The sequence below is a fragment of the Pseudonocardia cypriaca genome (genome assembly GCF_006717045.1).
Classification (GTDB): domain Bacteria; phylum Actinomycetota; class Actinomycetes; order Mycobacteriales; family Pseudonocardiaceae; genus Pseudonocardia; species Pseudonocardia cypriaca.
In genome coordinates, this window is sequence record NZ_VFPH01000002.1 from 2,888,119 (window position 1) to 2,914,869 (window position 26,751).

26 protein-coding genes are annotated in these 26,751 nt (G+C 73.3%); 14 read left to right on the top strand and 12 right to left on the bottom strand.

Annotated features, from left to right (window positions below):
* The first annotated feature begins 156 nt into the window (after positions 1 to 156).
* The 3 genes from FB388_RS31515 to FB388_RS31525 are packed head-to-tail and all read left to right on the top strand — an operon-like array spanning position 157 to position 2,919.
* A complete protein-coding gene (locus FB388_RS31515) occupies positions 157 to 1,158 on the top strand; it encodes a sensor histidine kinase (RefSeq protein ID WP_142105926.1) in 1,002 nt (333 codons plus the stop codon).
* A complete protein-coding gene (locus tag FB388_RS31520) occupies positions 1,151 to 2,317 on the top strand; it encodes a sensor histidine kinase (RefSeq protein WP_142105928.1) in 1,167 nt (388 codons plus the stop codon). The genes FB388_RS31515 and FB388_RS31520 overlap by 8 nt, the downstream gene beginning before the upstream one ends.
* The gene (locus tag FB388_RS31525; protein WP_142105930.1) at positions 2,314 to 2,919 is read left to right on the top strand and encodes a response regulator transcription factor; all 606 of its coding nucleotides are present in this window, start codon (positions 2,314 to 2,316) and stop codon (positions 2,917 to 2,919) included. The genes FB388_RS31520 and FB388_RS31525 overlap by 4 nt, the downstream gene beginning before the upstream one ends.
* 6 nt (positions 2,920 to 2,925) lie before the next feature.
* Here the strand turns inward: FB388_RS31525 and FB388_RS31530 are convergent, their stop codons facing one another.
* Genes FB388_RS31530 through FB388_RS31540 form a run of 3 tightly spaced genes read right to left on the bottom strand, consistent with a single transcriptional unit; the run spans position 2,926 to position 5,562 of the window.
* Positions 2,926 to 3,309: a hypothetical protein gene (locus FB388_RS31530; protein WP_211362300.1), complete on the bottom strand. Its 384-nt coding sequence runs from the start codon at positions 3,307 to 3,309 to the stop codon at positions 2,926 to 2,928.
* Between the two features lie 28 nt (positions 3,310 to 3,337).
* Entirely contained in the window at positions 3,338 to 4,390 is a 1,053-nt protein-coding gene (locus FB388_RS31535; protein WP_142105932.1) for an SDR family oxidoreductase, read from the bottom strand.
* 11 nt (positions 4,391 to 4,401) lie between these two features.
* Positions 4,402 to 5,562, bottom strand: a complete 1,161-nt coding sequence (locus FB388_RS31540; RefSeq protein WP_142105935.1) for an MFS transporter — start codon at positions 5,560 to 5,562, stop codon at positions 4,402 to 4,404.
* A 111-nt stretch (positions 5,563 to 5,673) separates the two neighbouring features.
* On the opposite strand from FB388_RS31540, the gene FB388_RS31545 reads away from it, so the two are divergent.
* The gene (locus FB388_RS31545) at positions 5,674 to 6,108 is read left to right on the top strand and encodes a MarR family winged helix-turn-helix transcriptional regulator (RefSeq protein ID WP_142105937.1); all 435 of its coding nucleotides are present in this window, start codon (positions 5,674 to 5,676) and stop codon (positions 6,106 to 6,108) included.
* Here FB388_RS31545 and FB388_RS31550 read toward each other — a convergent pair whose 3' ends face one another.
* Positions 6,109 to 6,477, bottom strand: coding sequence for a rhodanese-like domain-containing protein (locus FB388_RS31550; protein ID WP_142105939.1), 369 nt, complete (start codon positions 6,475 to 6,477; stop codon positions 6,109 to 6,111). It abuts the gene before it with no gap.
* Positions 6,474 to 6,962: a cysteine dioxygenase gene (locus FB388_RS31555; RefSeq protein ID WP_142105942.1), complete on the bottom strand. Its 489-nt coding sequence runs from the start codon at positions 6,960 to 6,962 to the stop codon at positions 6,474 to 6,476. Before FB388_RS31555 ends, FB388_RS31550 begins: the two co-directional genes overlap by 4 nt.
* Before the next feature lie 330 nt (positions 6,963 to 7,292).
* On the opposite strand from FB388_RS31555, the gene FB388_RS31560 reads away from it, so the two are divergent.
* The gene (locus FB388_RS31560; protein ID WP_142105945.1) at positions 7,293 to 7,982 is read left to right on the top strand and encodes an acetoacetate decarboxylase family protein; all 690 of its coding nucleotides are present in this window, start codon (positions 7,293 to 7,295) and stop codon (positions 7,980 to 7,982) included.
* Here FB388_RS31560 and FB388_RS31565 read toward each other — a convergent pair.
* Both FB388_RS31565 and FB388_RS31570 read right to left on the bottom strand, forming a co-directional pair.
* Positions 7,965 to 8,801 carry an alpha/beta hydrolase gene (locus FB388_RS31565; RefSeq protein WP_246122565.1) on the bottom strand — a complete coding sequence of 279 codons (837 nt, stop codon included), beginning with the start codon at positions 8,799 to 8,801 and terminating at the stop codon, positions 7,965 to 7,967. The two genes, FB388_RS31560 and FB388_RS31565, sit on opposite strands and share 18 nt — an antisense overlap.
* Before the next feature lie 8 nt (positions 8,802 to 8,809).
* Complete coding sequence (locus tag FB388_RS31570; protein ID WP_142105947.1) at positions 8,810 to 10,855, bottom strand: carboxypeptidase regulatory-like domain-containing protein; 2,046 nt, start codon at positions 10,853 to 10,855, stop codon at positions 8,810 to 8,812.
* 281 nt (positions 10,856 to 11,136) lie between these two features.
* On the opposite strand from FB388_RS31570, the gene malQ reads away from it, so the two are divergent.
* Positions 11,137 to 13,104, top strand: a complete 1,968-nt coding sequence (gene malQ / locus FB388_RS31575; protein ID WP_211362301.1) for a 4-alpha-glucanotransferase — start codon at positions 11,137 to 11,139, stop codon at positions 13,102 to 13,104.
* A 3-nt stretch (positions 13,105 to 13,107) separates the two neighbouring features.
* Here malQ and FB388_RS31580 read toward each other — a convergent pair whose 3' ends face one another.
* Both FB388_RS31580 and FB388_RS31585 read right to left on the bottom strand, forming a co-directional pair.
* Entirely contained in the window at positions 13,108 to 13,905 is a 798-nt protein-coding gene (locus tag FB388_RS31580; protein WP_246122629.1) for a TetR/AcrR family transcriptional regulator, read from the bottom strand.
* Positions 13,906 to 13,923: 18 nt separating this feature from the next.
* The gene (locus FB388_RS31585; RefSeq protein ID WP_142105952.1) at positions 13,924 to 14,865 is read right to left on the bottom strand and encodes a LysR family transcriptional regulator; all 942 of its coding nucleotides are present in this window, start codon (positions 14,863 to 14,865) and stop codon (positions 13,924 to 13,926) included.
* A gap of 84 nt (positions 14,866 to 14,949) precedes the next feature.
* On the opposite strand from FB388_RS31585, the gene FB388_RS31590 reads away from it, so the two are divergent.
* The 4 genes from FB388_RS31590 (at position 14,950) to FB388_RS31605 (ending at position 20,209) form a co-directional block, all read left to right on the top strand.
* Positions 14,950 to 16,368 carry an MFS transporter gene (locus tag FB388_RS31590; RefSeq protein WP_142105954.1) on the top strand — a complete coding sequence of 473 codons (1,419 nt, stop codon included), beginning with the start codon at positions 14,950 to 14,952 and terminating at the stop codon, positions 16,366 to 16,368.
* A 315-nt stretch (positions 16,369 to 16,683) separates the two neighbouring features.
* Positions 16,684 to 18,522: an AfsR/SARP family transcriptional regulator gene (locus FB388_RS31595; protein ID WP_281290498.1), complete on the top strand. Its 1,839-nt coding sequence runs from the start codon at positions 16,684 to 16,686 to the stop codon at positions 18,520 to 18,522.
* Positions 18,523 to 18,999: 477 nt separating this feature from the next.
* Positions 19,000 to 19,776 (top strand): 2-keto-4-pentenoate hydratase, encoded by a 777-nt coding sequence (locus FB388_RS31600; protein ID WP_142105959.1) that lies wholly within the window; start codon positions 19,000 to 19,002, stop codon positions 19,774 to 19,776.
* 67 nt (positions 19,777 to 19,843) lie between these two features.
* Positions 19,844 to 20,209 carry an RNA-binding S4 domain-containing protein gene (locus tag FB388_RS31605; RefSeq protein WP_142105961.1) on the top strand — a complete coding sequence of 122 codons (366 nt, stop codon included), beginning with the start codon at positions 19,844 to 19,846 and terminating at the stop codon, positions 20,207 to 20,209.
* Between the two features lie 8 nt (positions 20,210 to 20,217).
* On the opposite strand, the gene FB388_RS31610 is transcribed toward FB388_RS31605, so the two are convergent.
* The gene (locus FB388_RS31610) at positions 20,218 to 21,174 is read right to left on the bottom strand and encodes a DMT family transporter (RefSeq protein WP_142105963.1); all 957 of its coding nucleotides are present in this window, start codon (positions 21,172 to 21,174) and stop codon (positions 20,218 to 20,220) included.
* Positions 21,175 to 21,264: 90 nt separating this feature from the next.
* On the opposite strand from FB388_RS31610, the gene FB388_RS31615 reads away from it, so the two are divergent.
* Positions 21,265 to 21,690, top strand: coding sequence for an ATP-binding protein (locus FB388_RS31615; RefSeq protein ID WP_142105965.1), 426 nt, complete (start codon positions 21,265 to 21,267; stop codon positions 21,688 to 21,690).
* Positions 21,691 to 21,767: 77 nt separating this feature from the next.
* Here the strand turns inward: FB388_RS31615 and FB388_RS31620 are convergent, their stop codons facing one another.
* Positions 21,768 to 22,706 carry a choice-of-anchor P family protein gene (locus tag FB388_RS31620; protein ID WP_142105967.1) on the bottom strand — a complete coding sequence of 313 codons (939 nt, stop codon included), beginning with the start codon at positions 22,704 to 22,706 and terminating at the stop codon, positions 21,768 to 21,770.
* 15 nt (positions 22,707 to 22,721) lie between these two features.
* A complete protein-coding gene (locus tag FB388_RS31625) occupies positions 22,722 to 23,567 on the bottom strand; it encodes a L,D-transpeptidase (protein ID WP_142105969.1) in 846 nt (281 codons plus the stop codon).
* A 238-nt stretch (positions 23,568 to 23,805) separates the two neighbouring features.
* Between FB388_RS31625 and FB388_RS31630 the strand changes: the two genes are divergently transcribed.
* The 3 genes from FB388_RS31630 to FB388_RS31640 are packed head-to-tail and all read left to right on the top strand — an operon-like array spanning position 23,806 to position 26,749.
* Positions 23,806 to 24,864, top strand: coding sequence for a Gfo/Idh/MocA family protein (locus FB388_RS31630; RefSeq protein WP_211362302.1), 1,059 nt, complete (start codon positions 23,806 to 23,808; stop codon positions 24,862 to 24,864).
* On the top strand, positions 24,864 to 25,976 hold the full coding sequence (locus FB388_RS31635) for an alcohol dehydrogenase catalytic domain-containing protein (RefSeq protein WP_142105971.1): 1,113 nt from the start codon (positions 24,864 to 24,866) through the stop codon (positions 25,974 to 25,976). Before FB388_RS31630 ends, FB388_RS31635 begins: the two co-directional genes overlap by 1 nt.
* Positions 25,973 to 26,749: an SDR family NAD(P)-dependent oxidoreductase gene (locus FB388_RS31640; protein ID WP_142105973.1), complete on the top strand. Its 777-nt coding sequence runs from the start codon at positions 25,973 to 25,975 to the stop codon at positions 26,747 to 26,749. Before FB388_RS31635 ends, FB388_RS31640 begins: the two co-directional genes overlap by 4 nt.
* Positions 26,750 to 26,751 lie beyond the last annotated feature (2 nt).

The following is a 26,751-nucleotide window of genomic DNA, read 5'->3' on the forward strand; positions in this document are numbered from 1 at the left end:
ATCGGCACCGGTGCGACTCGTGACATCTGCACCTACCGGGGCGCGGGTGCCGGACGCGAACATGGAACCGTGACGGCTGCGGCCCCGGTGGCGTTTCCGCTGCTCGCGGTGCCGCCGCCGCAGTCAGCGGCGTACCCGGTTCCCTATGATCCGGCCGTGGACGACGGTGGTGACGAGCCGCAACCCGCGGACGGTCGCGACCCGGCCGAGCGCACGCCGCCGCTGCCCGCACGCGCCATCGCGCCGGCCGTCATCGCCTTCTGCGTGCTCATCCCCGTGGTCGAGGTCGGGCGGTCCTTCGTCTTCACGCCCTACTTCGGCCAGGTCGTCCCCACCGCGGTGGCGGCCGCAGCGGTGACGCCGCTGACGATCCACCTCGTGCGGCACGGGCTGAGCGGTACGCCCGCCCCGTACGGCCGATCGGTCCTCGCCGTCCTCGTCGCCGTGACCGTGGGTGCGGCTCTGGTCATCGGCGAGAGCTGGTCGATGATGCTCGCCTTCCCCGCGCTCGCCGCGTTCCTCGTCCTGCCGTGGCAGTGGGCCGCGGCCGTGCTGGTGGCGATGGAGGCCACGGTCCTGCTCATCGGGACCGGCGAGTTGGGTTGGCCGTTCATCCCCGTCTACTACGCCTTCGCGGTCGTCTACCGGCTGACCGCACTGCTGGCGCTCGTCGCAACGGTCGCCGCTCACCGGCAGCTGCTGGCGGCGCGCACGCAGCTGCGCGACGCGGCGGTGATGCGCGAACGGTTGCGCATCGACGACGACGTGCAGCGCGTCGTCGCACCGCTGCTCGAGCGGGTGTCCACAGCCGGCCCCCGCACCGAGCAGGAGCTCGCGGAGCTCGTCGCGGAGGCGAGCACGACGCTGGTGGCGATCCGGCGGATCATCGGCGGCTACCAGCGCCAGAGCATGGCCCGGGAGCTGGACACGGCGGTCGCGCTGCTGGGCGCCGCGGGCACCCCGGCCCGGGTGGCCGGGCCGTCGGGCGATCTCGACCGGCCGGCGTCGGTCGCCTTCCGGCGCTCGCTGCGCAGCGCGGTGTCGACAACCCTCGCCACCGAGCCCGACCACCCGATCGACATCGTCGTGACCCCGGACGACGAGGTCGAGGTGCGTCCGCGCGGGGCGCGGCCGGTCGCGGGTGAGCGCAGTGGGTGACCACATCCTGGCCCGCGGCCCGGTGGGCGTGGAGGAACCGCACCGCCGCTCGCCGCAGGAGCGGCAGGCGATGGCGGTGTTCACCGCCCTGCACGTGAGCCTGCTCGGCTTCGTCGTCGTGCAGTGCGTCACCGGGTTCGAGCCCAGCTGGTCGTGGTGGGGGACCCTGTCGCTGGTGGTGGCCGCATGCCAGGTCCACCACAGCCGGGCAGCGGCCCGCGGCCGGCGCGCCCGGGGCTGGCCGCTGACCTTCGGGCTGCTCCTCGCGGCCGTGGTCGTGCTGGAGATCACCATCGGCGATCAGGCGGACACCACCCTGGTCGTCGTCGCCGCCTCGGCGGTCATGCTGCTGCCCGGCCGCTACCCCATCCTGTGGGTCATCCCGTCGATCGTCCTCGGGATCGGAACCGACTGGCTGCGGGCACTGTTCTGGGGTGATCCGACCCTCCAGGACTGGTGGTGGTGGCTGCTCCTCTACACCCCGACGATCTTCGCGCTCGGCGCGGGCGGGCTCGCCGTCTCCGCACACCTGGTCGACCAGATGAGCCGGCTGCAGCGCACGCGGATCGAGCTGGCCGAGACCGCTGTGCAGCGGGAGCGGCTGCGCGTCGCTCGCGACCTGCACGACCTGCTCGGGCAGAGCCTCTCCGCCGTCGTGCTCAAGGGCGAGCTGGCCGTGCGGTTGCACGCATCCGACCCGGACCGGGCGCGCCGCGAGGTCGAGGACCTCGCGGCGATCGCCGGCACCACGCTCGCCGACCTGCGCGCCGTCACGCGGGACCGTCGCGACACCGGCCTCCGCGACGAGGTGGCCGGCGCGGCGCGCCTCCTGACCGCCGCCGGCGTGCGGGCGGATGTGGACGCCGAGATCGGGACGCTGCCCGTCGAGGTCGACCGGCTGCTGGGCTGGACGCTGCGGGAAGGGATCACGAACGTGCTGCGCCACAGCGACGCCACCTGGTGCACCGTCCGAGCAGTCCGGGACGGCGGGTCGGTCTCGCTGGAGATCGTGAACGACGGGCCCGCGACCGCGGTGGGAACCGGCTCGGGGCTCGCCGGACTCGACGGCCGGGCCCGCGAGCTCGGCGGCCGCCTGGTCGTCGAGCACGACGCCGACCGGTTCTCGCTACGGCTCGACGTGCCGGTGGAGCCCGCATGATCCGCGTGCTCGTCGCCGAGGACCAGCACATGATCCGCGGCGCACTCGTCGCACTGCTGGGTCTCGAGCCCGACATCGAGGTGGTCGCGGAGCTCGACCGCGGCGACCTCGTCGTCGAGGCCGCCCGCAGCGTCGCCCCCGACGTCGCGGTCCTCGACATCGAGATGCCCGGCGCGGACGGCCTCGCCGTCGCCCGCACCCTGCACCAGGAGCTCCCGGACATCCGGACGCTCATCCTGACCGGGCTGAGCCAGCCGGGGCACATGCTGCAGGCGCTGGAGTCGCACGTGCGCGGGTTCGTGCTCAAGGCGGCTCCGGCCACCACACTCGCGCAGGCGGTCCGCCGGGTCGCCGCGGGAGAGCGGGTGCTCGACCCCGACCTCGTCGCGGCGGCGCTGGAGACCGGCGCGAGCCCGCTCACCCCGCGCGAGACCGACGTGCTCGCGCTCGCCGCGACCGGCCTCACCACCGAGGAGATCGCGACGCAGCTCTTCCTCTCGCCGATGACCGTGCGCAACTACCTGTCGAACGCCATCGCGAAGGTCGGGGGCCGCAACCGCATCGACGCCATCGAGATCTCGCGGCGGGCGGGCTGGCTCTGACGCCGGCTACGCGCGCACGCCGACCTGACCCACCGCTCCCCGCAGCCCGACGCAGCCCACGCACCCGACGCAGCCCACGCAGTCGACGCAGCCCACACAGGCCACGCAGCGACGGCAGGCGACGCAGCCGAGGCACGCGATGCACGACACGAGCGCCACGCTGAGCAGCGTCAGCACCGAACCGATGATCCCGACGCTGCCCGCGGTGGCCACGCTGCCGGCGACGGCGGCGCTCCCGGACGTCGCGACGCTCCCGGCGACCGCGACGCTCCCCGCGGTGGCGACGCTGCCGGCCACGGCCACGCTGCCGCCGGTGGCCACGCTCCCCGCCACGGCGAGGCTCTTGTCCGTTGCGATGCTGCCGGCCACCGGCAGCTGCTGCTCACCCATACGCCCTCCCCGGATCGACGGGGGCACGCTACCCCGGGATGATCCGCCGCTTGCGCAGATCGTCGAACAGGCCGAGCAGCATCGCCTCGGTGTCGACGTAACGGTGGAAACCGAATCGGCGCGACTTCGACGTGTCGGCGAACATGTCGTAGTCCCACGAGAACACGAAATCGCCGAACGCCCACGACGACACGTCGGCGTAAGGCGTCGGTGCGAGGCCGTGCCGGGCGACCATCTGGTCCCACACCGGCTCCTTGTCGGCCATCACGTCCTGCAGCGACATCGGGAGCGGCGGCGCGACCTCCAGCCCGAACGCGTCGGCGATCGCCGGCCACATCCGGTTCCAGCGGAACAGGTCCCCGTTGGCGATGTTGAACGCCTCGTTCGCGCAACGCGGGTCGGTGGCGGCCCAGACCGTGGCCTCGGCGAGCAGACCGGCGTCGGTCAGCTCCAGCAGCGCGTCGAAGGCACCCAGCTTGCCCGGGAACCGCAGCGGCACGCCCAGCTCCTTGCTGATCGACGCGTACACCGCGAGCACCACGCCGAGGTTCATCGGGTTGCCGAGACCGAAGCCCGCCACCACCGACGGCCGGATCGCCGACCAGGTCCAGCCGCCCGCGGCCGCACGCTCCTCCACGAGGTGCTGCTGGTCGACGTTGAACTCCGGCGGCATGTGCGGCGGGTCGCTCTCCTTCGCCGGTGTCGAGAACGGCCCGAGGTGCGCGCCGTAGACCTTGTAGCCCTGCATGAGGCTGACGTGCTGCAGGTCGGGGGCCTCATCGCCGGCCACGTCGAGCACGGTGCGCAACATCGTGACGTTCGGCCCCACCAGCTCCGACCAGGTCGGCCGGTCCTGGTAGGCGGCGTAGAACACGTGGGTGATGCCGGGGTGGGCCCGGAGGGCGTCGCGGACGGAGGCCGGGTCGAACAGGTCGGCCGCCACGTGGCGGACCGGACCGTCCGCAGGTCCGCCGCGGCGCGACAGGCCGACGACGTTCCAGTCGGGGAGGCCTGCGAGGTGCTCGGCGAGCGTGCCGCCGATGACGCCGCGGGCGCCGACCACGAGTGCTGTTCTGGACATGGGAGTACTCCTCAGACGGTGACGGGGGTGCGGCGCCGGTCGAGCGTCACGGCGGCGAGGGCGACGGCGAGGCCGGCCACGGCCATCGCCGCGCCGACGGCGTTCGCGGCCGGGTACCCGAACCCGGCGTCGATGACGACGCCTCCGAGCCAGGCACCGACGGCGTTGCCGAGGTTGAAGGCGCCGATGTTGGCGGCGGAGGCCATCGTGCCTGCCGTCCCCGCGGCGTCGAGCACCCTCGCCTGCAGCCCTGGCACGGTCGCGAACGCGCTGGCGCCCGCCAGGAAGAGGGTGATCGCTGCGGGGATCGGCGAGTGCACGGTCACGGTGAACAGCGCGAGGACGACGGCGAGCGCGCCGATCGCCCCGATGATGGACGGCATCTGGGCGCGGTCGGCGATCCTGGCGCCCACGAGGTTGCCCACCACGAGGCCCACCCCGAACAGGAGCACGAGCCAGGTGAGCGCGCTCGACGGGAAGCCGGCGACGTCGACCATGAGCGGCGCGACGTAGGTGAACGACGCGAAGACACCGCCGAAACCGAGCGCCGTCATCCCCAGGGCCAGCCACACCTGGGGACGGCGGAAGGCCGAGAGCTCCGCGCGGAGGTTGGCGGACGGGTCGGAGGGGCGATCGGGCACGAGCGCGAGAACGCCCAGCGCACCGACCACGCCCAGCGCGGCCACGACCCAGAACGTGCTGCGCCAGCCGAACGTCTGGCCCAGCAGCGTTCCGAGCGGCACACCGAGCACGTTCGACACGGTCAGGCCGGTGAACATGGCTGCGATCGCCGCCGCCCGGCGGTTCGGGGCGACCAGCCCGGCGGCCACCACCGACCCGACCCCGAAGAACGCGCCGTGGCACAGCGAGGCGACGATCCGGCTGACCATCATCAGCGCGTAGTCGGGCGCGAGCGCGGACCCGATGTTGCCGATGACGAACAGCCCGAGCAGGCCGAGCAGCACGGGTTTGCGGCGCAGCGGTGTCGCCGCGGCCGTGAGCAGCGGCGCCCCGACGAAGACGCCGAGCGCGTAACCGGAGATCAGCAGCCCGGCGGCGGGGATGTCGACGCCGAACTCGGCGGCGATCTCGGGGAGCAGGCCGGTCGGGACGAACTCCGTGGTCCCGATCGCGAAGGCGCTGATGGCGAGTGCCAGCAGGGCGAGGGGCATGAACTGTCCTCCTGATGTGAGCGTGCGCCGATAGCGCGCGTCTACAACAGTTGCACACGCTGCCTATTGCGGCAAGCAGGTATGCTGGGCAGCACGTGAGGAGGTGCCGCGATGCCGATCGCCGACGATGCCGTCGAGGTGCGTGCGCAGGGATGGCGCACGCTCGCCGCCCTGCACGGGCGGCTGGAGGAGGCGCTCGAGAAGGCGTTGCAGGCCGAGTTCGACCTGTCGGTGGTCGAGTACACCGTGCTGGACACCCTCGCCCGGCAGGACGGCTGGCACATGCGGATGCAGCAGCTCGCCCGCGCCGCCGCGCTCTCCCACAGCGCCACCACCCGGCTGGTCAACCGCCTCGAGAACCGGGGCCTGCTCAGCCGCTACCTGTGCGCCGACGACCGGCGCGGGATCTACAGCCAGATCACCGAGCAGGGCCGGGAGCTGCTCGAACGCGCCCGCCCGGTGCACGACGCCACCCTCAAGGAGGCGCTCGACGCCGCCGGGAGCGTCCCCGAGCTCGACAGGCTCGTCGAGCTGTTCCGGGCCTGATCAGCCGCCGAAAGCCGCCTTCCAGGCGCGGAACCCGCCGTCGAGGTCGGTGGCGTTGCGCAGCCCGAGATCCTGGAGGGAGGCCGCGGCGAGGCTGGAGCTGTAGCCCTCCGAGCACACGACGATCCACGTGACGTCGTGGTCGACCGCCTCCGGGATGCGGGCGTCGGAGGCCGGGTCGAGCCGCCACTCGATGTGGTTCCGCTCGATCACCAGTGCGCCGGGCAGCTCACCCTCCTGCTCGCGCTGCCAGCCGGGCCGGGTGTCGACGAGGATCGCACCGCCCCGCACCATCTCCGCAGCGCGGTGCGGGTCCGGCCGGTCCAGCCGGGCGCGGGCGGCCGCGAGCAGATCGTTCACGGTGGTCATCCCACTCCCTCCGACGAACCGGACTCGACGAGCACGCTACGGGTGCGGCGCAGCCGAGCACCCGGCTCGACCGCGTAGTACGACATCGCGGTCAGCGGCGGCGAGTAGGCGTGCACCGACACGGCCGGGGTCGGCTCGGTGTTGCCGACGTCGTGCACGTGCCCGAGCGGGAAACCGAGGCTGCGCCCGGCGCCCACCCGCCGCGAGCGCAGGCCGTGCCCCGCCCAGCGCTGCTCCACGAGGCTTCCGGACACGACCGTGAGGGCGCCGAGCGAGCCTGCGTGGTCGTGCAGCTCCGCGGTCTGCTCGGTGGCCCAGCTGATCAACCAGACGTCCACGTAGTCGTCGCTGCGCAGGAGCCGGTACCAGCGGCGTTCCGGGTCGACGTGGACGGGGTGGTGGCCGGCGCGCACCTCGGCGGCGATGTCGCGCGTCAGGGCGGTCAGATCACCGAGGGCGAGCGGCGTGGGGGCGTGCAGCAGCACGGGAGAACTCCAGTGGTGGCAGTTTCGGGCGGACGGGGTGGGTCAGCCCGGGCAACAGCACTGGTCGAAAGCGTCCGCGCGACGAGAACCCCAGATCTCTCCGAGGACCGCGGCGGGCGACATGCGCGTATGTGAACACATCTCGCGGCCGGATTTCCACTCGGTCCCACCGCCCGGGACCAGCGCCTCTAATGTCCATACAGCGAGCGGGCCGGCGGCGTCTTGCGGGGGAGGCGCGCAGGGAGCGAGGAACGAGCGACCGAGCACCGGAGGAGCAGGACGCCGCCTTGAAGGCCCGCGAGCCGGCCGGAGCGAAGCGGAGGCAAGAACGTGGCAGTGATCCAGGGCCGGCCCATCCGCTTCCCGGTGCGCATCGGGCACGCGGTCGCGGCGGCTGCGGTGTACCTGGTCCGCACCGAGCGCGCCGCGCCGCTGGTCGCCGGCAGCGGCCTGCGGCTCGTCTCGGCGGCCGGCCGCACCCCGCTCGTGCTGCTCTTCGTCGACTACCGGGTGAACGACCTCGGCGACTACGACGAGGTCGGCGTCGCCCTGCTCGCCCGGCACCGCGGGCGCACCGGCGTCTACGTCCACCAGCTCCCGGTGACCCAGCCGTTCACGATGGAGGCGGGCCGGACGCTGTGGGGCCTGCCGAAGTGGCTGGCCCGCGCCGAGCTGTCGATCGCGGGCCGGGACGCCACCTGCCACCTCGCCGACGAGAGCGGCAGGCACGTCCTCACCGCCGCGCTGCGCACCCTTCCGTGGCGGCTACCGCTGCGCCTCCCCACCACGCTCACGACCCTGGCGCCGCGCGACGGCGAGGTGCTCGCGAGCCGGGTGCGCGGCCGGATCAGCGGGATCCGGGTCGGTCCCGGCGGTGCGCGCGTCGTGCTCGGCACCGGCCATCCGATGGCGGACGAGCTCCGCGCCGTCGGCCTCCCCCGCCGCCCGGTCGCCACGCTCGTGGCGGAGCACCTGGAGTTCGAGATGGACCCGGCGGAACGATCAGACGTGGGCGGCTAGCCAGTCGCGCAGGTCCCCGAGCGGCACGGCCCGCTCGGGTTCGTTGTAGATCTCGTGCCAGAGCCCCTCGTACCAGCGGACCGTCAGGTCCGGGGAACCGCAGGCCTCCTCCAGCCGCCGGAAGCCGGACGGGTCGACGATCGCGTCCAGCGCGCCGTGCTGCATGAGCACCGGGAGCCGCAGATCGCGCGCCCGCTCCGGGAGCACCTCGAACTGCCCGACGACGGCCGAGGAGAGGCCGAGGGTCGGATGGCCGTGGTGCACCAGCGGGTCGGCCTCGTACGCCGCGTGGACGGACGGATCCTTGCTGATCTTCGAGGCGTCGATCCCGGCCGGTCGGAGCGTGGGCGCGACCCTCCCGACGGCCCGGAGCGCGCCGACCACGGCCTTCGGCACCGTGTTGTTCGCGAGCGCGGGTGCGGACAGGACCAGCCCGGCGAGATCGGGCTCGTGGTCGAGCGCGTACGCCAGCGCGATCTGACCGCCCATGCTGTGGCCGAGCAGGAACACCGGCAGGCCGGGGTGGCGGGCGACGACCGAACGCCGGAACGCGTCGAAGTCGGCCAGCCAGTCGGCGTAGCGGCGCAGGTGCGCTCGGCGGCCGCCGGAACGGCCGTGGCCGCGGTGGTCGACGCCGTACACGGCCCAGCGCTCCGGGACGAGCGCGTCGACCACGTTGCCGTACCGCCCGCTGTGCTCGCCGAGCCCGTGGCAGAGCAGCACCACCCCGCGCGGGTCGCCGTCCGGCAGCCAGCCCTGCCAGAACAGCTCGACGCCGCCGACGCCGGGCAACCGGCCTTCGATCCGCTGGTGCCCCACAGCCGCCGTCAGCGCACGCCCTGCGACATCGATCCGCCCGCGAGCTCGCTCACCGCGTCGTCCTCGACGCCGTCGCTGTCGGCCACCGGGGTGGCCGCCTTGAGCTCGACGTCGTGCCGCACGTCGGCCTCTTCGGCCACGTCGAGCAGCGTGGCCACCGGCTCGCACCCGGCGGCCGCCACCGACAGCCCGTACTCGCCGGCACCGATGTCGCCGATCCGGTACGTGCCGTCGGCGGCCGTGTCGACGGCATCGACCGCCTCCCCGTCCTGCACGAGCGTGACGCGGGCGCCTGCGATCGGGCCGTCCTCACCCCGGACGGATCCCGACACCGTCGCCGAGCGCGCGATGAGCACGTCGATCTCGGTGGCCGCGCCGGACACCGTGATCGCCACGGCACCCGGCTGGTGCCCCGCCGCCGTCGAGACGATCACGTAGCCCCCTGGTGACGGAGCGAGCAGCTCGCCCCGCCCCTCCGCGTCGGCGGCACCGGCAGCGACGTCACCACCCCGGTCGTCGAGCAGCGTGACGGTGGCCCCGCCGACCATCGAGCCGTCGCGGCGAACCACCCGGTACCGCACGGGCTGCGCGTCGCCGGGCTCGGCAGGCGACTCCTGCTCTTCGGAACGTTCCATCTCGACGACGGGTGCGGAGTCCGGGCGCAGGCCGGGATCGGCGAACCCGAACGTCCTCAGCAGGGCGAGATCGGCAGCGGCCTGCTCCGCGGCCCGCTCGTCCGGCGTCTGCCGGCTGCGCGGACGCGCTGCCTGCGCCTCCGCGGTGGCCGGTGGCTCCTCCGCGAACCGGTCCGGGACGGCACCGACGCGGACGTCCTCGGCCTCCACGTCGTCCCACCCGTCCAGGAGCGGGATCTCCCGCTCCGCTGGTTCGGCGGCGTCGCCACGGGGCTCTACCCGGACGGCCTCCGGCTGGGCGACGGGTTCGACGGGCTCCGGCTCTTCCACCGGAACATGTTCCTGCGCCGCCGGAACGCGGCTGACACCGGGATCCGCAGACCGCGTTGCGCTCGTGGCGGTGTCCGCTCCGGGCTCGATCCAGACGGCCCGCTGCCGGGCAGCGGGCTCGGGGCTCTCCGGCTGTTCCACCGGCGCTGGTTCCGGCTCGGCCGTCGCAGCGTCCGCCTCGGGTTCGCGCTCCGCCGACGCCTGCTGGTCGACCGGCGCGGGCGCCTGCTCGGCGTCCGTGGCGATCGGGGCGGGCTCCGGGGACGGCGATGCGTCCGCAGCGGCAACCGCTCCCGGCTCGATCCAGACGGCCTGCGGCTTGGCAACGTCCCCCGCCGGGGCGGGTTCGGGCGACGCGGGCACGAGCCGGACGGGTGCCGGCTCGGCCTCGGCGACCGGTGCGGGGTGGGCCACGACCGGCTCCTCCGGCGCGACCGTCCGGGACTCCGGCTCATCGGGGACGAGCCGCACCGGCGCGGGCGCGGCGGCCTCGACCGGGGCGGGCGGCTCCGCGGCCGGGACGATCCGCAGCGGCGCGGGCGGTGCGGGCGGCTCGCGCCAGGGCTGCCCACCCCCCAACCCGACGGCCATGCGGGCGCCGCGCTGCCACGGCAGGTTGCCGCCGTCGAGCGCGGCCGCGGGCGCATCGGCCGACTCCCGGCGCACCCTTCCGGCAACGGGCGTGGGCCGCGGAGGCGGCGGCACGAACGCGGGGGTCTGTGGCTGCGGCGCGGGCGCTGCCGGTGCCGGCGGTGCTGCCGACGCCGTCGGTGCTGCCACGGAAGCCGCGGCGGGGACCGGTGCGACGCGGGGCGCCGGCGGCTCGGGTCGGGCGGCCGGCCACGCTGCGGCCGGAGCCTTGGCGGCCCGGCGCGGTGCGGCGGCGGCCTGCCGCGGTGCGGCGGCGGGCGGAGCGGGCTGCGCCGTCCCGGCTGCGGTCTGCTCGCGGAGCCGGACGAGGTCGGCGACCGTGCGTGGCTGGGCGGCGGTGGCGGCGAACTGCCTGCGGATCCGCGGTGCGAACCGGAGGCCGAGCAGCACGAACCCCGCGCCGACCAGCGCCAGGCCGATCAGAACGAGCGTGTTCATCGCACTCCCCTGCCCGCGGGGCGCCGCGTGGATGATCTGCCCGCCAGCTCAGTCATGTCCCGGCGCTCTCCGCTCCGCATCCGCCCTCGCCCCGTGGCAGGCGTCCAGCGGTGGGGACGGCGGTGGACCGCCCTGCCCTGCGGGAGCCCGCCGGAGGGAACCTAGCACCTGTTCCTGATCTGGGCAGGGAGCAATGGGGAGCGTGTTGCCGCAGGTCACGGGCCACAGCGTGATCGCAGACGGAGGGGGGAATGCTGTGACGGATCCGGAAGGGGAGCGGTGTGGACAGTGAGCTGATCGAACTGGCGGCCGTGCACGGTGTCGCCACGAGCTACCGTGACGGGGACCGCCGCCCCGTCCAGGTGGATCCCGATGTGGTGATCCGCGTGCTCGGCCTGCTCGATGTGGACGCGGGGAGCCCGGAGGCGCGGCGGGGGACGCTCGCCGCGGCTCGCGACCGCGCGGCCGCCGGGCGGCTGCCCGGCACCATCGCCGCCCGTACGGACCGGCCCCGCGCCCTTCCCCGGCCCGGCGTGCTGGTCGACGCAGCGGGCGCGCGACGGGACGTCACGGAGATCCCGGCGGGCCTGGAACCGGGCTGGTACCGGCTCGAGCTCGACGAGCAGGAGGTCACCGTCGTCGTGGCGCCGCCCGCGCTCCCGGAGCCGTCGCGCGGCTGGGGGTGGATGCTGCAGCTCTACGCGCTGCGCTCGGCGGGCTCGTGGGGCATCGGCGACCTCGGTGACCTGAGTGCGTTCACGGCCTGGACCGGCACCGAGCACGGCGCCGGTGCGGTGCTGCTCAACCCGCTGCACGCGATCACCCCGGTGCCGCCGGTGCAGCCGTCGCCCTACACCCCGTCGAGCAGGCTCTTCGGCACGCCGCTCGCGCTGCGGATCACCGATCTGGCGGCCTACGCCCGTGCCGACGCGGTGACCCGGGTGGAGGTCGACGCGCTGCGCCCCGAAATCGCAGGTGGGCGGATCGAGCACGACCGGGTGTGGGCCGCGAAGCGCGCGGCGCTCGAGCTGCTGTGGCGCAGCGAGGGCAGGCCGGAACCCAAGGGCATCGGTGCGGACCTGGAGGAGTTCGCCACGTACTGCGCGCTCGCCGAGCGGTACGGCGCGCGCTGGAGCCGGTGGCCGCAGGGCCTGCGCAGGCCCGACGGCCCGGACGTCGCCGCCGCGAAGGCGGAGCTTGCGCCCAGGGTTGCCTTCCACGCGTGGGTGCAGCTGCAGGTGCAGGACCAGCTCGCGGCGGTCCGGGACGCGGCGAGGGCCGCGGGCGTGCGGGTGGTGCACGACCTCGCCGTCGGCTGCGACCCGGAGGGCGCCGACGGCTGGGCGATGCAGGACGTGCTCGCGCAGGGCGTCCGCGTGGGTGCTCCACCGGACGCGTTCAGCCAGCAGGGCCAGGACTGGGGCCTGCCGCCGTGGCGCCCGGACCGGCTCGACGCCACCGGCTACGCCGCGTACCGCGACCTACTGCGCGCCCTGCTCCGGCAGGCCGACGGGCTGCGGATCGACCACGTCGCCGGGCTGTGGCGGCTGTGGTGGGTGCCGCCGGGCGAGGGCCCGGACCGCGGCACGTACGTGCTCTACGACGCCGACGTCATGCTCGCCGTGCTGACCCTCGAGGCCCACCTCGCCGGGGCGCTCGTGATCGGCGAGGACCTCGGCACGGTCGAGCCGGAGGTCACCGAGGGGCTGGCGGAACGGAACATGCTGGGCTCCTCGGTGCTGTGGTTCACCCGGAACCTCGACGCGCCCGGCCAGCCGCTGCTGCCTCCGCAGGAGTGGCCGGAGGAGTCGGTCGCGACGATCTCGACCCACGACCTGCCCACCGCCACCGGGTTCCTGCGCGGCGAGCACGTCCGCGTGCGCGCCGAGCTCGGGCTGCTCGACGACGTGCCCGCCGAGGAGGCGAAGGCCACCGTCGACCGGTTGGAGCTGGTGGAGCTGCTCCGCGAGGAAGGCCTGGTCGACGGGCCGCACCCCGGGGAGGACCAGCTCGTCGTCGCGATGCACGCGCTGCTGGCGCGCAGCCGCTCGCGGCTGGTGCTCGTCTCCCCCTACGACGTGCTGGGCGAGGTGCGCCAGCCCAATCTGCCGGGCACGGTCGACCAGTACCCGAACTGGCGGCTCCCCCTCCCCGTCACGCTCGAGGAGCTGCGCGACGACCCGCGCGTGCGGGTGGTGGTCGACCAGCTCCGCCTGCGCCGGGGCGGGCGGGACGGCGGACGGGTCTGATGCTCACCCGCGGCGGGGCTCCGCGGCGCCGTCGGAAGCCCGGGCCGACGCGGTGGGACGAACCCCCTTGAACACCTCGGGGCCGCCCATCGAGATCCCGGTCACGATGCACCTCAGCCCGAACCGGAAGTCGTCGAGCGTGCTGCGGTCCGCGGGCTCCCAGTAGCGCCCCTCGGCGAACAAGGCAGCCACGCGCGGGAGGTCGTAGTCCGGCAGCAGCTCCGCGACCGCCGCGACCACGGGCCCGGTGGCCGGCAGTGGCGGCTGTCCGCTCCGCAGATCACGTTCGGACCGGACGCTCGCGCGCACGTAACCGTCGACGAGCGAGCCCACCCGGAGCTTCTCCGGCATCCCGAACGGGGCGTGCCGCAACGCCTCGAGCAGCGCCTCGAACCAGGTGAGCGCGTGCGGGGTGACCGGCAGCCGGACCGGCACGTCCACCAGCCACGGGTGCTCGAGGTACCGGGCGCGCAACGCCGTTGCCCACGCGACCACGGCCTCGTCCCACGCGGCCGGGGTGCGCCGCCGCGGTCCTGGCACGCCCAGCGCGTACTCCCTGGCGAGCACGTGCAGCTCCTCCCGGGAACCGAGGTGGCGGTAGAGGGCGTTCGGGGTGACGCCGAGGCGCCCGGCGACCCCGGTCAAGGACATGGCGTCGATGCCCTCGGCGTCGCCCAGCTCGACCGCCGTCTCGACGATCTTCCGGAGCGTGAGCGATGGCTTCGGCCCGCGCCTTCCGGGCCGGTCTGCGAGGCCCCACGCCCGGCGCAGCAGGGCTGGGAGCCTGCCGTCGTCCTGCATCCGGTCCACCACCGGAGCCTAAGGAATCGCGAAGGCCGGTGGAGCGGGGTCGGCCCCGGACCCTCCTCGGGCGGCGGACCGCTCGCGGGCCACCTCCTGCACCACCTCCGTGAAGGCCTGCGCGGCCGGGCTGATCGGCCCGTGGAGGTGCGCAAGGGCCACCCGCAACGGCTCGGCGTCCCGGATCGGCACCCAGCGCAGGTCGGGGCGGTGGTAGAAATCCACCATCGACGCGGGGCAGATGCACGCCGCAGCACCGGCAGCCACCTGCTCGAAGCACTCCTCAACGCTGTCGTTCTCCGGCCCCCAGACGACCTCCGACCCGTCCGGGCGCGGATTGATCGCCCACCAGTCCACCCATGCCCTCGGCGCCCGCGACGTCGTCATCAGGGGCTCCCCCGCCAGGTCGGCGACCGTCACCAACCGACGGGCCGCCAGTCGGTGCCCGGTGCAGACGCCGAGGAACCGCGGCTCCGTAGCGACGACGTCGAGGTGCAGGCCCCGCGGGTCGCACGGCAGCCACACGTAGGCGAGATCCACCTCGCCTCGGCGCACCGCGTCGGCCTCCCCGCCCCATTCGTAGCGGCGCAGCTCGACCTGCACCCCCGGGAAGCGCTGGGTGAACCGGCGACGGGCGATCGTGCCCAGCTCACCGGCGCCGGTGGCCTCGAAGCCGATGCGCAACCGACCGACCCGTCCGCGGCGGTAGTCCTCGACGACCCCCGTCACCCGGTCGGCGGCCTGCAGGGCGCGCCGCGCCTCGTCGACGACGAGCCCGCCGACCGCCGTGACCTCGACGCCGCGCGCGTCGCGGCGCAGCAGCTGGACACCGAGCTCCCGCTCGAGTCCCTTGATCGCGGCGCTCAGCGACGGCTGACTGATGTAGAGGGCCGCCGCGGCGCGGCCGAAGTGGCGCTCGTCGGCCACCGCGAGCAGGTAGCGCAGATGGCGCAGGTCCACACCACCGACGATAGCCACAGGCTATCGACCGGTCGATGATCGGTCTTGGACCGACCGCCGCCCCCGCCCGCAGGCTGGGCGGTGATGTCAACTTCCGACCCCACCCACGCGAACCGCACCGGCGCGCTGCTCCTGCTCTGCGCGGCGCAGCTGCTCGTCGTGCTCGACCTGTCCATCGTCAACGTTGCGCTACCCGCGATCCAGGAGGACCTGGGCACGGCCGCCGAGACCCTGCACTGGGTCGTGAGCGGCTACGCCCTCACCTTCGGAGGGTTCCTCCTGCTCGGCGGCCGAGCTGCCGACCTGTTCGGGCGGCGCCGGATCCTCCTGGTCGGGCTCGCCGCCTTCACCCTCGCCTCGCTGTTGGGCGGCTCGGCCCCGAACATCGAGGTGCTGATCGCAGCACGCGCCGCCCAGGGCGTGGCGGCGGCGCTGGCGTCACCCGCCGCACTGGCTCTGATCACCACCATCTCCTCCGACGAGGCGGGCCGCCGCCGCGCGCTGAGCGTCTTCGCGGCCGTCGGCTCGGCCGCGTTCGCGGTGGGCGTCGTACTCGGCGGCACCCTCACCGCAACGCTCGGCTGGCGCTGGGTCCTGTTCGTGAACGTCCCGATCGGCGCCGTTGCGCTCGCGCTCGGCCCGCGCTGGCTCACGGAGCACCGCGCCGCAGGCGCGCGGCGGCTCGACCTGCCGGGCGCGGTCACCGCCACCGCCGGGTTGCTGGCGCTGATCAGCGGGCTGTCCCGGGCGGAGAGCCACGGCTGGGTCGCACCGCTGACGCTCGCGCTGCTCACCGCGGCGGTGCTGTTGCTCATCACGTTCGTGCTGGTGGAGCGGCGCTCGCCCGAACCGTTGGTGCCGCTGCGGCTTCTCGGGATGCGCGCTCCGGCGGGCGCCGACGCCGTCATGTTCCTCGCCTCTGCCGCGTTCTTCCCGGTATTCCTGCTGGTGTCGCAGCACCTCCAGCAGGTGATCGGGCTGGACCCGCTGGCCGCTGGGCTCGCCTTCCTCCCGATGGCGCTGACGGTCACCGCCTGCTCCGGCTACGTCTCGGGCCGGCTGAGCGCGGCAGCCGGGTCGCGCGTCGTGGTCACCGCCGGCATGGTCGTCATGGCACTGGGGCTGGTCCTGCTCGCCCGCGGCGCGACCACCGGCTCGTTCCTGTTCGGTGTGCTGCCCGGGACGCTCGTCGTCGCGATCGGGATCGGCACCGCGTTCACGGCGATCCTCGCAACGGCCACCGGGCAGGTGCCAGACACCGACCGAGGAGCCGCATCCGGTCTCGTCAGCACCGCTCAGCAGGTCGGGGGCGCGGTCGGCGTCGCGGTCCTGGTCGCTCTCGCCGCCCCGCCGCACGGCGTGGACGCAACACCGGCGGTGCTGGTCGCGGGCGACCAACGCGCCTACTGGACTGCCATCGCCCTCGTCCTCGCGGCCGCCGTCGTCGCGTGGTTGACGCTGCGGCCCGGGAGCGCGGTCACCGGGCGCCTTGCGGACGTGTAGTTCCGGCCATCTCGCGCGTGTGGATTGCGACGCCCTTCCCGAAACTGTTCAGGGGGGTACCGCATTACTGGTACGGCCGTGCCGGAATGTGCGAGCCTGGGCTCATGGTCGTCATCAGCGTCCTCGACGGATTCCGTGCCGCACCCGCCTCTCCGGAATCGCCGTACCGGCCCTCGAGGGAGGTGATTCCCATCCGCTTCGGTCGCGCCGCACCGGATTGACGGCGAGCCATTCGACGCCGTCGGCCGCGATCAGCACCGAGCCATGGCGCCGGCATCCGCTTCCCACGTGTTCGAGACCTCGAACAATGCCGCGATGACCCATCAAGAGGCCACCTCCCATGCCATCCCCGCGAAGGCCGACCCGGCGGATTCCGGACGCCCCGCACCGCTGCGCAGCCGAGCCGGAAGGGCCGGTGGTGCTCGAACCACGCGGTCCGGGCGAACGAGGACGTCGCGCCGCCCCGATCGCCGGGGCCCGCTCGCTGACCGACCGGTTCCCGGCACCCACGGCCGAGTTCAGGTTGCTCGGCCCACTGCAGGTCCTCTCGCACGGGCGGCCGGTGTCGATCCAAGGGGCAAGCAGCGGACGCTGCTGGCCGTGCTGCTGCTCGACGCCAACCGGACGGTTCCCATCCGCGAACTGGCGGACAAGTTGTGGAACGACGACACACCGGCCGACCCGCGCAGCACGATCCAGAAGTACGTGATGCGACTGCGCCGAGCGCTCGCGGGCACCGGATCCGCCATCGTCACCGAAGCCGACGGCTACCGGATCGAGGTGGCACCCGGCCGGCTCGACCTGCAGGCGTTCGACCACCTGCTCGAACGTGCGGCGGAAGCGGTCGAAGCCCACCAGCTGCAGCACGCTCTCGCCCACCTCGAGAACGCGCTGCAGCTGTGGCGAGCGGTACCGCCGTTGGCCGACGCCGCCTCCGACGCCGTGCATCGCGAGGACGTCCCGCGGCTGGTGGAGCGGTACCTGCGCGCCGTGGAGATGCGCATGGACATCGGGTTGCAGCTCGGGCGGCACGCCGAGCTGTGCGACGAGCTGCTCGGGCTGGTGGGCCGCTACCCCCTGCGCGAGCGGTTCTGGGCACAGCGCATGCGCGCACTGCACGGGGCGAACCGCCAGGCAGACGCCCTGACCGCCTACCGCACCGTCACCCAGCTGCTCGCCGAAGAGTTCCGCATCGAGCCCGGCGACGAGCTGCGCACCGTCCACCAGCAGATCCTCACCGGCACCACGCCCGACCCGGTCCCCGCAGGAACGGCGCACACCAGATCGCCCACCCGGCAGCTACCGATGCCGACCGCCGGGATCGTGGGCAGAAGAGCCCCGATCGACGACATCGTGCAGACACTGGGCAGCGAGCCCGCGCAGCGCAGGCACCCGCTCGTCCTGGTGACCGGCCCACCGGGGGTCGGCAAGACGACCGTGGCCATCGCGGCCGCTCACCGCCTCGCTCCCCACTACCCCGACGGCCAGCTGTTCGCCGAGCTGGACGAACACCCGTTCATCACGGGGAGCACGCTCGGCGTACTGCAGTACTTCCTGCGCACCCTCGGAACACCGCCAGACGCACTCCCCACCCGGCTCGACGACGCGGTGGCCACCTTCCGGTCGATGACCGCCGACAAGCGACTGCTGGTCGTTCTCGACGGCGTCACCGACGGCAACGCGATCCGGACGCTGCTCCCGGGCGCGGTGACGTGCGGCGTGCTGATCACGGGCCGGCAGAGCTCGAAGCTGGCGAGCCTGCTCGTCTCCCCCGGAGGACGTCACGTCGCGCTGGACGTGCTCCCGGCCAAGGATGCGCTCGACCTCCTGGCCGCCGTCGCGGGCGAGCAGCGGGTGCGAGGTGAACGCGAAGCCGCCCGGCGGCTCGTCGACGCGTGCGGCGGTTCCCCGCTGGCGCTGCGCACCGTCGCCGCCCGCCTCGCAACCGATCCGGGGCTGACGATCGCCACCTGCGTCTCGGAGTCGGCGGCCGGCTACGCCCCGGCCCTGCACGCCTCCACCACTCGGCCCCGGAACCGGATCCGCCGCCTGAGAGCGACACCTGCTCACGGCACCCTGCCGTGCCCCCTACTGGCCGGATGTGGCAGCTGGCACTTCGGGCACCACGTCCCGAAGAAGTCCCGCAGCATGTGAACGAAGACCTGGAACGCGCCCATCTTCCCCCCTCTGATCTTGCCCACCTCCTCATCAACTCCTTCCGATCCGGAAGGAACTGACGCCCCCCAGCGCAACTGGCGACCGCACTCCCGGGTGTGGCGACATCACGCTCTCGCAGCCCAATTCCAGTTGCATGCCTGCCCGCTGCCACAAGACGGCGCCGCTACCGATGGTCGTACGACGCGCACGTTCTGCTGACGCCCTCGGACTATCAGGCTTGCCGCCATCGCTGTGCTTGCGCGCCAGACGATACGGGGCGGCCCGGACAGGCCTGATCGCGATCTACCGCTGGAGCACCGGGAAGCGCTTCTGGACTCGTTCTGGCAATGGTTCGGCAGCGCCCGTCGCTAGGTTTGCGGTGCGCAGCGACGGAGCCGCGCTTTGCGGACCCCGCTCGCCTGCGCCGCGTGGTCACCCAGCTCCGCCTGCACCGGGGCGGGCAGGATGACGGACATGTCTGATGAGAAGCGCACCGGCGGCGCCGCCGACGTTCTGTGGAAAGCCTGGACCTCGGGCGAGCAGATCGCCGCGCTCCCCGACGAGGTCCGGCCGCGTGACGATTTCGAGGGGTTCGCCACGCAGCTCGCGGTCGGGGGGCATGCCGGGCCGCCCTACGGCTGGAAGATCGCGGCGACCACCGCGGCGGGGCAGGCCCACATCGGGGTGAGCGGGCCGCTGCCAGGTCCGCTGTTCGAGCGGTTCCGCCACGAGCCCGGTGACGTGCTGAGCAGCGACGGCATGCACATGCGCGTGGTCGAGGCCGAGTTCGCCTACCTCATGGGCACCGACGTGGAGCCCGACGCGGGCCCGGACGAGATCGTCGCGGCCGTCGACCGGCTGCACCTGGCGGTCGAGGTGCCCGACTCGCGGTTCGCGCGCTACGAGACGGCAGGCGGTCCGCAGCTGCTCGCCGACTGCGCCTGTGCCGGCCGGTTCGTGCTGGGTCCCGAGGTGCCCGGCTGGGCCGAGCACGACCTGTCCACATGGGGAACGGCGGTGTGGATCAACGGCGAGCGGGCCGCCACGGGCAGCGGCGGCAACGTGCTGGGCGACCCGCGCAACGCGCTCGTCTGGATCGCCGAGGACCTGCGCCGGTACGGCCGCGGGCTGCGCGCGGGCGAGCTCGTCACCACCGGGACGACGACCGCTCCCGTTCCGGTCGGAGCAGGCGACGAGGTTCGTGCCGACTTCGGGTACCTCGGTGAGGTGGCGTTCCGCTTCGCCGGGTGAGCCGTGCGCGAGCACGGCGGCGGGATCCCGCTGGCCGCCGCGGCGGGCGAGCGGTCATCATCGGGAGGTGGAGTCGACGCGACTGGACCGCTGGCTGTGGGCGGTCCGGCTGACCAAGACCCGGCCGGACGCCGCGGCCGCCTGCCGCGGCGGGCACGTGCGCGTTAACGACCGGCCCGCGAAGCCGGCCACGCCCGTACAGCCGGGCGACGAGGTGCGGGCCCGCGTGAACGACCGCACGCGCGTCGTGGAGGTCGTGCGCGTCATCCAGAAACGGGTCGGCGCCGCGGACGCGGCCACCTGCTACATCGACCGCACGCCCGCTCCGCCGCCGGAGGCCCTGGTGCCGGTGGCCCGCCGGGAGCGGGGTGCCGGGCGACCGACGAAGCGCGAGCGCCGCGTCCTCGACGCGTTCCGCACCGGAGGGCTCTGAGCGGGGCCCTAAGCCGCGGTCGCCGGTTCCACCTGCACGACGGGCTGCCGGGTCCGCTCCCGCAGTCCCAGCGCCGTGACCGAGACGACCACGACGAGCAGCCCGAACCACTGGCTCGGCTGCAGGTGGGTGCCGAGCAGGCCCACACCGATCAAGGTGGCGGTCACCGGGAACGCCAGCTCGGCGAGCGTTGCGCGCGCGGCAGCCGTGGACCGCAGCCCGATGTAGTAAAGGGTGAGCCCGAGCAGGCCGGGCACGAGCGCCAGCAGCACGAGCGGGCCGAGCTGCGCACCCGTCACCGCGACCGGAGCACCCTGGGCGAGCAGTACGACGGCGCTGGCCGGCAGCCCGATCGCGAACCGCAGCACGGTGACGTCCCGGCTCGCGATCCGCACGCTGACCATGCGCCCGAGCACCGTGCCGACGGCCCAGAGCGCGGCCGCGGCGACGGCGAGGAGCGCGGCGGTGACCGCCTGCGGAGCCGCCGAGAGCGGGTCGGGGAAGGCCATGAACCACGCGCCGACGAGCGCGGGCACGGCGAACAGCCAGTACCCGCGGCGCATGCGCTCCCCGAGCAGCAGGGCGGCCGCGACGACGGCGATGACCGGCTGGAGCTTCTGCAGGACGAGCGGCGTGACCGGGTCGCCGTATCGGAACGCCTGGGTGAACAGCGCCGTCGCCACCGCGGAGGCGCCCGCGCCGATCAGCACCAGCGCCACGCGTTCCCGCCCGGTCGCCGCGCGGAACGCCCGCAGCGCCGACGGCAGGAACGGCAGCAGGACCACGACGATCAGCAGGTGCTCCCAGAACACCACGGTGGCGGCCGGGAGCTGACCCGCCAGGGGTTGCCGCAACAACCCGTCGGTTCCCCACATCGCAGCCGCGATCGCGATCAACCAGGTTCGGTCGGGTGCGGTCCCACGTCGATCCACACCACCCACCAACGCCGTGACCGCCGGATTCATACCCGATGAGGCCGTCCGGATTGAGGGCCTCCGGCAGGGGGTACCTCGGGACCATCTGCCTTTGCAGGCCGTGATCGGGGGATGTATCGGATGCCTGCGCTCGCCCGCGGGCCGGGACCACTGAGACTGCGGCTACCCGTACCGTCGCTACCGAGCCGTCTCCGAGATGTTCGGGAGCAGCTGGCGAGCTGGGCCCACCGCTTCGGGCTGTCCGCCGATGCCGTCGACGACATCGTGCTGGCCACGCACGAGGCGCTGGCGAACGTCGCAGATCACGCCTATCCCGGCGGCGGCGGTGAGGCCGAGCTCGACGCGACCTGCGTGCACGGCGAGATCCACGTCGTGGTGCGCGACCACGGTAGCTGGAAACCGCCGCGCGACCCCGGCTGGCGCGGCCGCGGCCTGCTGCTCATCGCCGGCCTGGCCGAGCACGTCGACGTGCAGCGCGCCGCTGCCGGCACCTGCGTCGCGATGCGGTGGAGCCTCCCCAGCCCGAGCACCGGGAGCGCGGGCTAGCCCCACGGACCAGGGAAAAGACAACGGGCGGGAGCCTGACCGGCTCCCGCCCGTCGCGGGTGTTCAGGTGGTGCGTGTCAGCCGGTGACCGGCAGGGCGGCCTTCACGACGGTCGGAGCCGGAGCGGCGCTCTTGACGTCGGAGTCCTTCTTGCCGTCCTTGTCCTTGTCCTTGCCGTCGTCGTCCTTGTCGGAGTCCTTGCTGCCCTTGTCCTTGTCGTCGTCGCCGTTCGAGGACTTGCCGTCGTCGTCGGCGTTCTCGTCGGAACCGGACGCGCCACCCTCCTGGCAGGTGGCAGAACCGATGGTGATCGTCTGGAGGTCACCGTCGAGGGCCAGGGTGCCGGTCAGCTGGCCGACGAGGCCGTTGACCGTCTCGGTGTCGGCCGGCAGCTCCTTGCCCAGCAGGTCACCGACGATCGGCAGGGTGGCCTTCTCCTGGGTGGACAGCTTCTTGTCCGACTCGTCCGCGGCCTTCTTGCCGGGAAGCAGGGTGACCTTGATGCCGGTGACCGTGAGGGAGCCGTCGGTGTTGCGCTTCTGGTTGTTCAGCGACACCTTCACCAGCGGCGAGACGTCGATGTCCTCGCCGGGCACCGAGGTGTCGGGGAGCTTGTGCCCGAGGACGGAGCCGTTGACGATCTGCAGACCGCCGTCGCCGTTCTTGCACCAGGTGCGGATCAGGTCGGCGCGCACGATGTCGAGGAGGTTGATCTCCTTGACCACGGTCTCGGAGCGGTTGGACTCCGCCTCCGAGGTGAGCAGTCCGAAGGAGATGTCGTCCTCGTACTTCCCGGCGACGTTCCCGATCGACAGGAGCTCGTCGTGGACCAGCTTGCCGTCCGCCGACTTCACGTTGGAGATCGGGTTGATGTCAAGGACGCCAGAGGCCGAGAGCGCGAACGCGCTGTCACCCTTCGAGTCCTGAGCGAACGCGGGAGTCGCGCCGAGCAAGAGGGTGGTCACCGCGGTGACTGCCCCGACCGCTGCCGCACCGGCGAGCTTCTTCGTCTTCACTGTGGTGCTAACCCCTCATTCCTCATCGATGATCACGAGCGTGCCAAGCGGGACCTTGGCGAGTTTCTGCAGTGCGTCTCCGGGGACCCGGATGCAGCCGTTGCTGACTGCGTTGCCGAAGGAGCTGGCGTCGGGCCAGGCGTGGATCGCGACGGTTCCCGGACCGCCACCGAAGCTGTCGAGCGTCGGGCTGTGCACCCCGAGCGGGAGGAACACCGGGGAGTAGGTCTCGTTCGGGTTGCTGAAGGCCCCGAGCAGGAACGTGCGGCCCGTCGGCGTGGGGGTCTCGGAAGTGCCGATCCCCACCGACCAGTTGTTCACGACCTTGCCGTCCTGCACGAGCTCGAGCTTCTTCGCGCCCAGGTGCACCTTGATGACGTAGGGCGTCGTAGCCCGCTCCACGTCGTCGCCGCGGATCCACCCGGTGGTCTTGGACGGCTTCGAGGGCAGGAGCACCTGCACCCACCCGGGCTGCTCGGCGATGACGGGGAGCCAGGTGTCGCCGAACTGCGTGGTCTCCATGTTCGCGATCGGTCGCCCGTCGGGGGCGTCGCGAACGGGGGTCTCCCGGATCGGGTGCACGACGAGACCGTCGGTGGTCCCGGTCGGGTCGGGGTCGGCCGGCGCGCCGACCACCTCGGTGTAGGTGTTGCTGAACGGAAGATCGCCGGCAGGGACTTCGCCCTGCGCAATCGCTGACGGGTCGGTGCTCGACCCACCACTGAAGAAGGCGAAGTACAGCGCGACGGCGATCGCGATGACGACCCCGGCGATCGCCCCGAAGAGGATCCCGCGCCGGGACGGGCCGGGGCCCGTGCCCCGGGACGGCGCCGCTTCGGGCGGCGCAGTTTGCTGTGACATGTCACCCAACAGAGCTGATCGGACAGGGACGGCCTAGACCGGATGACGGCAATCGTCCGGTCACAGTCCGCGTAATTGATCAAACGAGGCTCGACCGTCTGGGTTACTGCAAGTTGTCCGACTACCTTCTGTTGCGCAGATCACAACACAAGGTGAGGGACGCTCTGTCCGGTCAGGTGACGTCCGCGATCCCGGTCGAGCCTTGCGCATCCGCCCGATCGTGAACGACTGTGAGCGCGTGGCGCCGACGACGTTCGCAGTGGTGGGCAGTGGCAAGAGATGCCGTTTCTTCCTCCGGATGGCCGCGGCGGCGCCCGACCGCCTGCGGGCGACCGGCATCGTCAGCCGCAACCCGGACCGGGCGGAGCCCGGAGTGCCGGCGTTCCGCACCCTCGACGAGCTGCTCGCCCGTGAGCGCCCCGACTTCGTGGCGGCGGCCGTGCCGTGGCCCCAGATGCCGGACGTCGCCCGCGCGGCCGTCGCGCTCGGGGTGCCGGTGCTCGTCGAGACCCCGCCCGCCCCCGACCTCGACGGGCTGCGCGCACTGTGGTCGGACGTGGGCGGCAGCGGACTCGTGCAGGTCGCCGAGCAGTACCTGCTGATGCCGGGCCACGCCGCGCGCCTGGCGGCCGTGCGCGCCGGGTCGATCGGCGACCCGACGGCCGTGCACGTCTGCTCGACGCACCTCTACCACGCGGTGTCCCTCGTACGCGGGCTGCTGGACGTCGACACCGACGACGTCGTCGTCTCCGCGCGCGCGTTCACGGCGCCGCTGGTCGACCCGCTCGGCTTCGACGGGTGGCGGCCGGACGCCACCCCCGAGCCACGGACGAGAACGATCGCCACCCTCGACTTCGGCGGTCGCCACGGTCTCTACGACTTCACCGAGAACCAGTGGTGGAACCCGCTGCTCGCCCGCACGATCGCGGTGCGCGGCACCACCGGTGAGCTGGTGGACGACCGGCTCGTCCGGCTGGTCGAGCCGGAGACACCGGTCGAGTCGCACCTCGTGTACCGGCGTCTCGGGATCGATCTCAACCTCGAGGGCAACGAGCTCGACCACGTCTCGCTCGACGGTCGCGTGCTGTACCGCAACCCGTTCCGCGGAACGCGCCTCTCCGAGGACGACATCGGCGTCGCCGCCATCCTCGAGGCCACCGGCACCTGGGCCCGCGGTGAAGGCCCGCCGCCGTACCCGCTCGCACAGGGGTGCCAGGACCATGCGATCTCCCTCGCCATCGGCGAGAGCGCCCGGACCGGGCAGGATGTGCGCGTTTCGAAGGAGGTGTGGGCCTGATGCCACGGGTACGGGCCGCGGTGCTCCGGACGCCGGGTGAGGGCCTGCACGTGGAGGCCGTCGACCTGGAGGCTCCGCACGCGGGCGAGGTTCTCGTACGGGTCGAGGCCGCCGGCGTCTGCCACACCGAGCTGCACTACATGGACGGCGCCATCCCCTGCCCGCTGCCGATCGTCCTCGGGCACGAGGGCAGCGGCGTGGTCGAGGAGGTCGGGGACGGCGTCGACGCGGTGGCGGTGGGTGACCGGGTGGCGTTCACCTGGCGCCCGCGGTGCGGGCACTGCGAGTACTGCGCCACCGGACGCCCGGTGATGTGCGTGTACGGACGGGTGCAGGCGCGCACCGGCGGGCTGCTCGACGGCACGTCCCGGCTGCACCTGGACGGCGGGCCGCTGCACCACTTCCTCGGCGTGTCCTGCTTCGCGGAGCGCGCGGTGGTGTCGCAACGCGCCGTGGTGAAGGTGCCGGACGGGGTCGAGCCCGCGGTGGCAGCCGTCACCGGGTGCGCGGTCATCACCGGGGTCGGCGCGGTCGTCAACGTCGCCGGCCAGGTGGCGGGCAAGTCGCTCGTCGTGGTCGGCGCAGGCGGGGTCGGCCTGTCCGCGCTGATGGGCGCCGTCCTCGTCGGCGCCGTCCCGATCGTCGTCGACGTCGCCGCTGACAAGCTCGAGCTGGCACGCCGCCTCGGGGCCGCCGACACCCTCGACGCCTCCGGCATGTCGCCCGAGGACGTGGTCGGCGCCATCCAGGAGCTGACCGGCGGTGGCGCCGAGGTGGCCGTCGACGCGGTGGGCCTGCCGCAGACCCTGCGCCAGGCGTTCGCCGTGCTGCGGCCCGGTGGCACCGCCATCGCCGTCGGACTCGGCGCGGTCGACGCCACGGCGTCCATCCCGATCAACGAGCTGGTGCAGCAGCAGAAGCGCCTCATCGGCAGCCTCTACGGCTCCGCGAACCCGCCCGTCGACCTACCCCGCATCCTCCGCCTGTACCTGGCGGGCCGGCTGCCGCTGGACGCGCTCCTCGGCGAGCGATACCCCCTCGACGGCGTCGACGACGCCTACCGGGCCCTCCGCGCGGGCTCAGGGGGGCGCGCGGTAGTACTGCCCACATGACCAGCGAGTACGCGACCTACCCCAGCCTGCGCGACACGGTCGTGCTGATCAGCGGCGGCGCGAGCGGCATCGGCGCCGAGTTCGTGGCCCAGTTCGCCGCCCAGGGCGCGCGCGTCGGGTTCGTCGACGTTGCGGTCGACGCGGGCGAGAAGCTCGTGGCGGCCGTGGCGGAGCGCGGCCACCCCCGGCCGCTCTTCCGCGAGTGCGACATCCGCGACCTCGACGCCTACCGCCGCGTCATCGGGGAGATCGCCGACGAGCTGGGCGACGTCCAGGTGCTCGTGAACAACGCGGGCAGCGACACCCGCCACCCCGTGGGCGACATCGAGCCGTCCTACTGGGACGAGCGCATGCGGGTGAACCTCGACCACCAGTTCTTCGCGGCGCAGGCGGTCGCGCCCGCGATGCGGGCCGCCGGGCGCGGCTCCATCATCAACATGGGCTCGATCAGCGCCCACGTGGACCTGCTCGACCTCACCGTCTACATGACCGCGAAGGCCGGCATCGAGGGACTCACCAGGTCGCTGTCGCGCGAGTTCGGGCCCGACGGCGTCCGCGTCAACTGCGTGCTGCCCGGGTGGATCATGACGCCCCGGCAGGTGGAGAACTGGCTGACCCCGGAGGCCGACGCCCACCGGACCGCGGCCCAGGCCGTGCCGCAGCGGCTCGAGCCCGCCGACGTCGCCCGGCTGGTGCTGTGGCTCGCCGCGGACGACAGCCGGTCCTGCACCGGGCAGCACTGGGTGGTGGACGGCGGGTGGATGCATTCGTGACC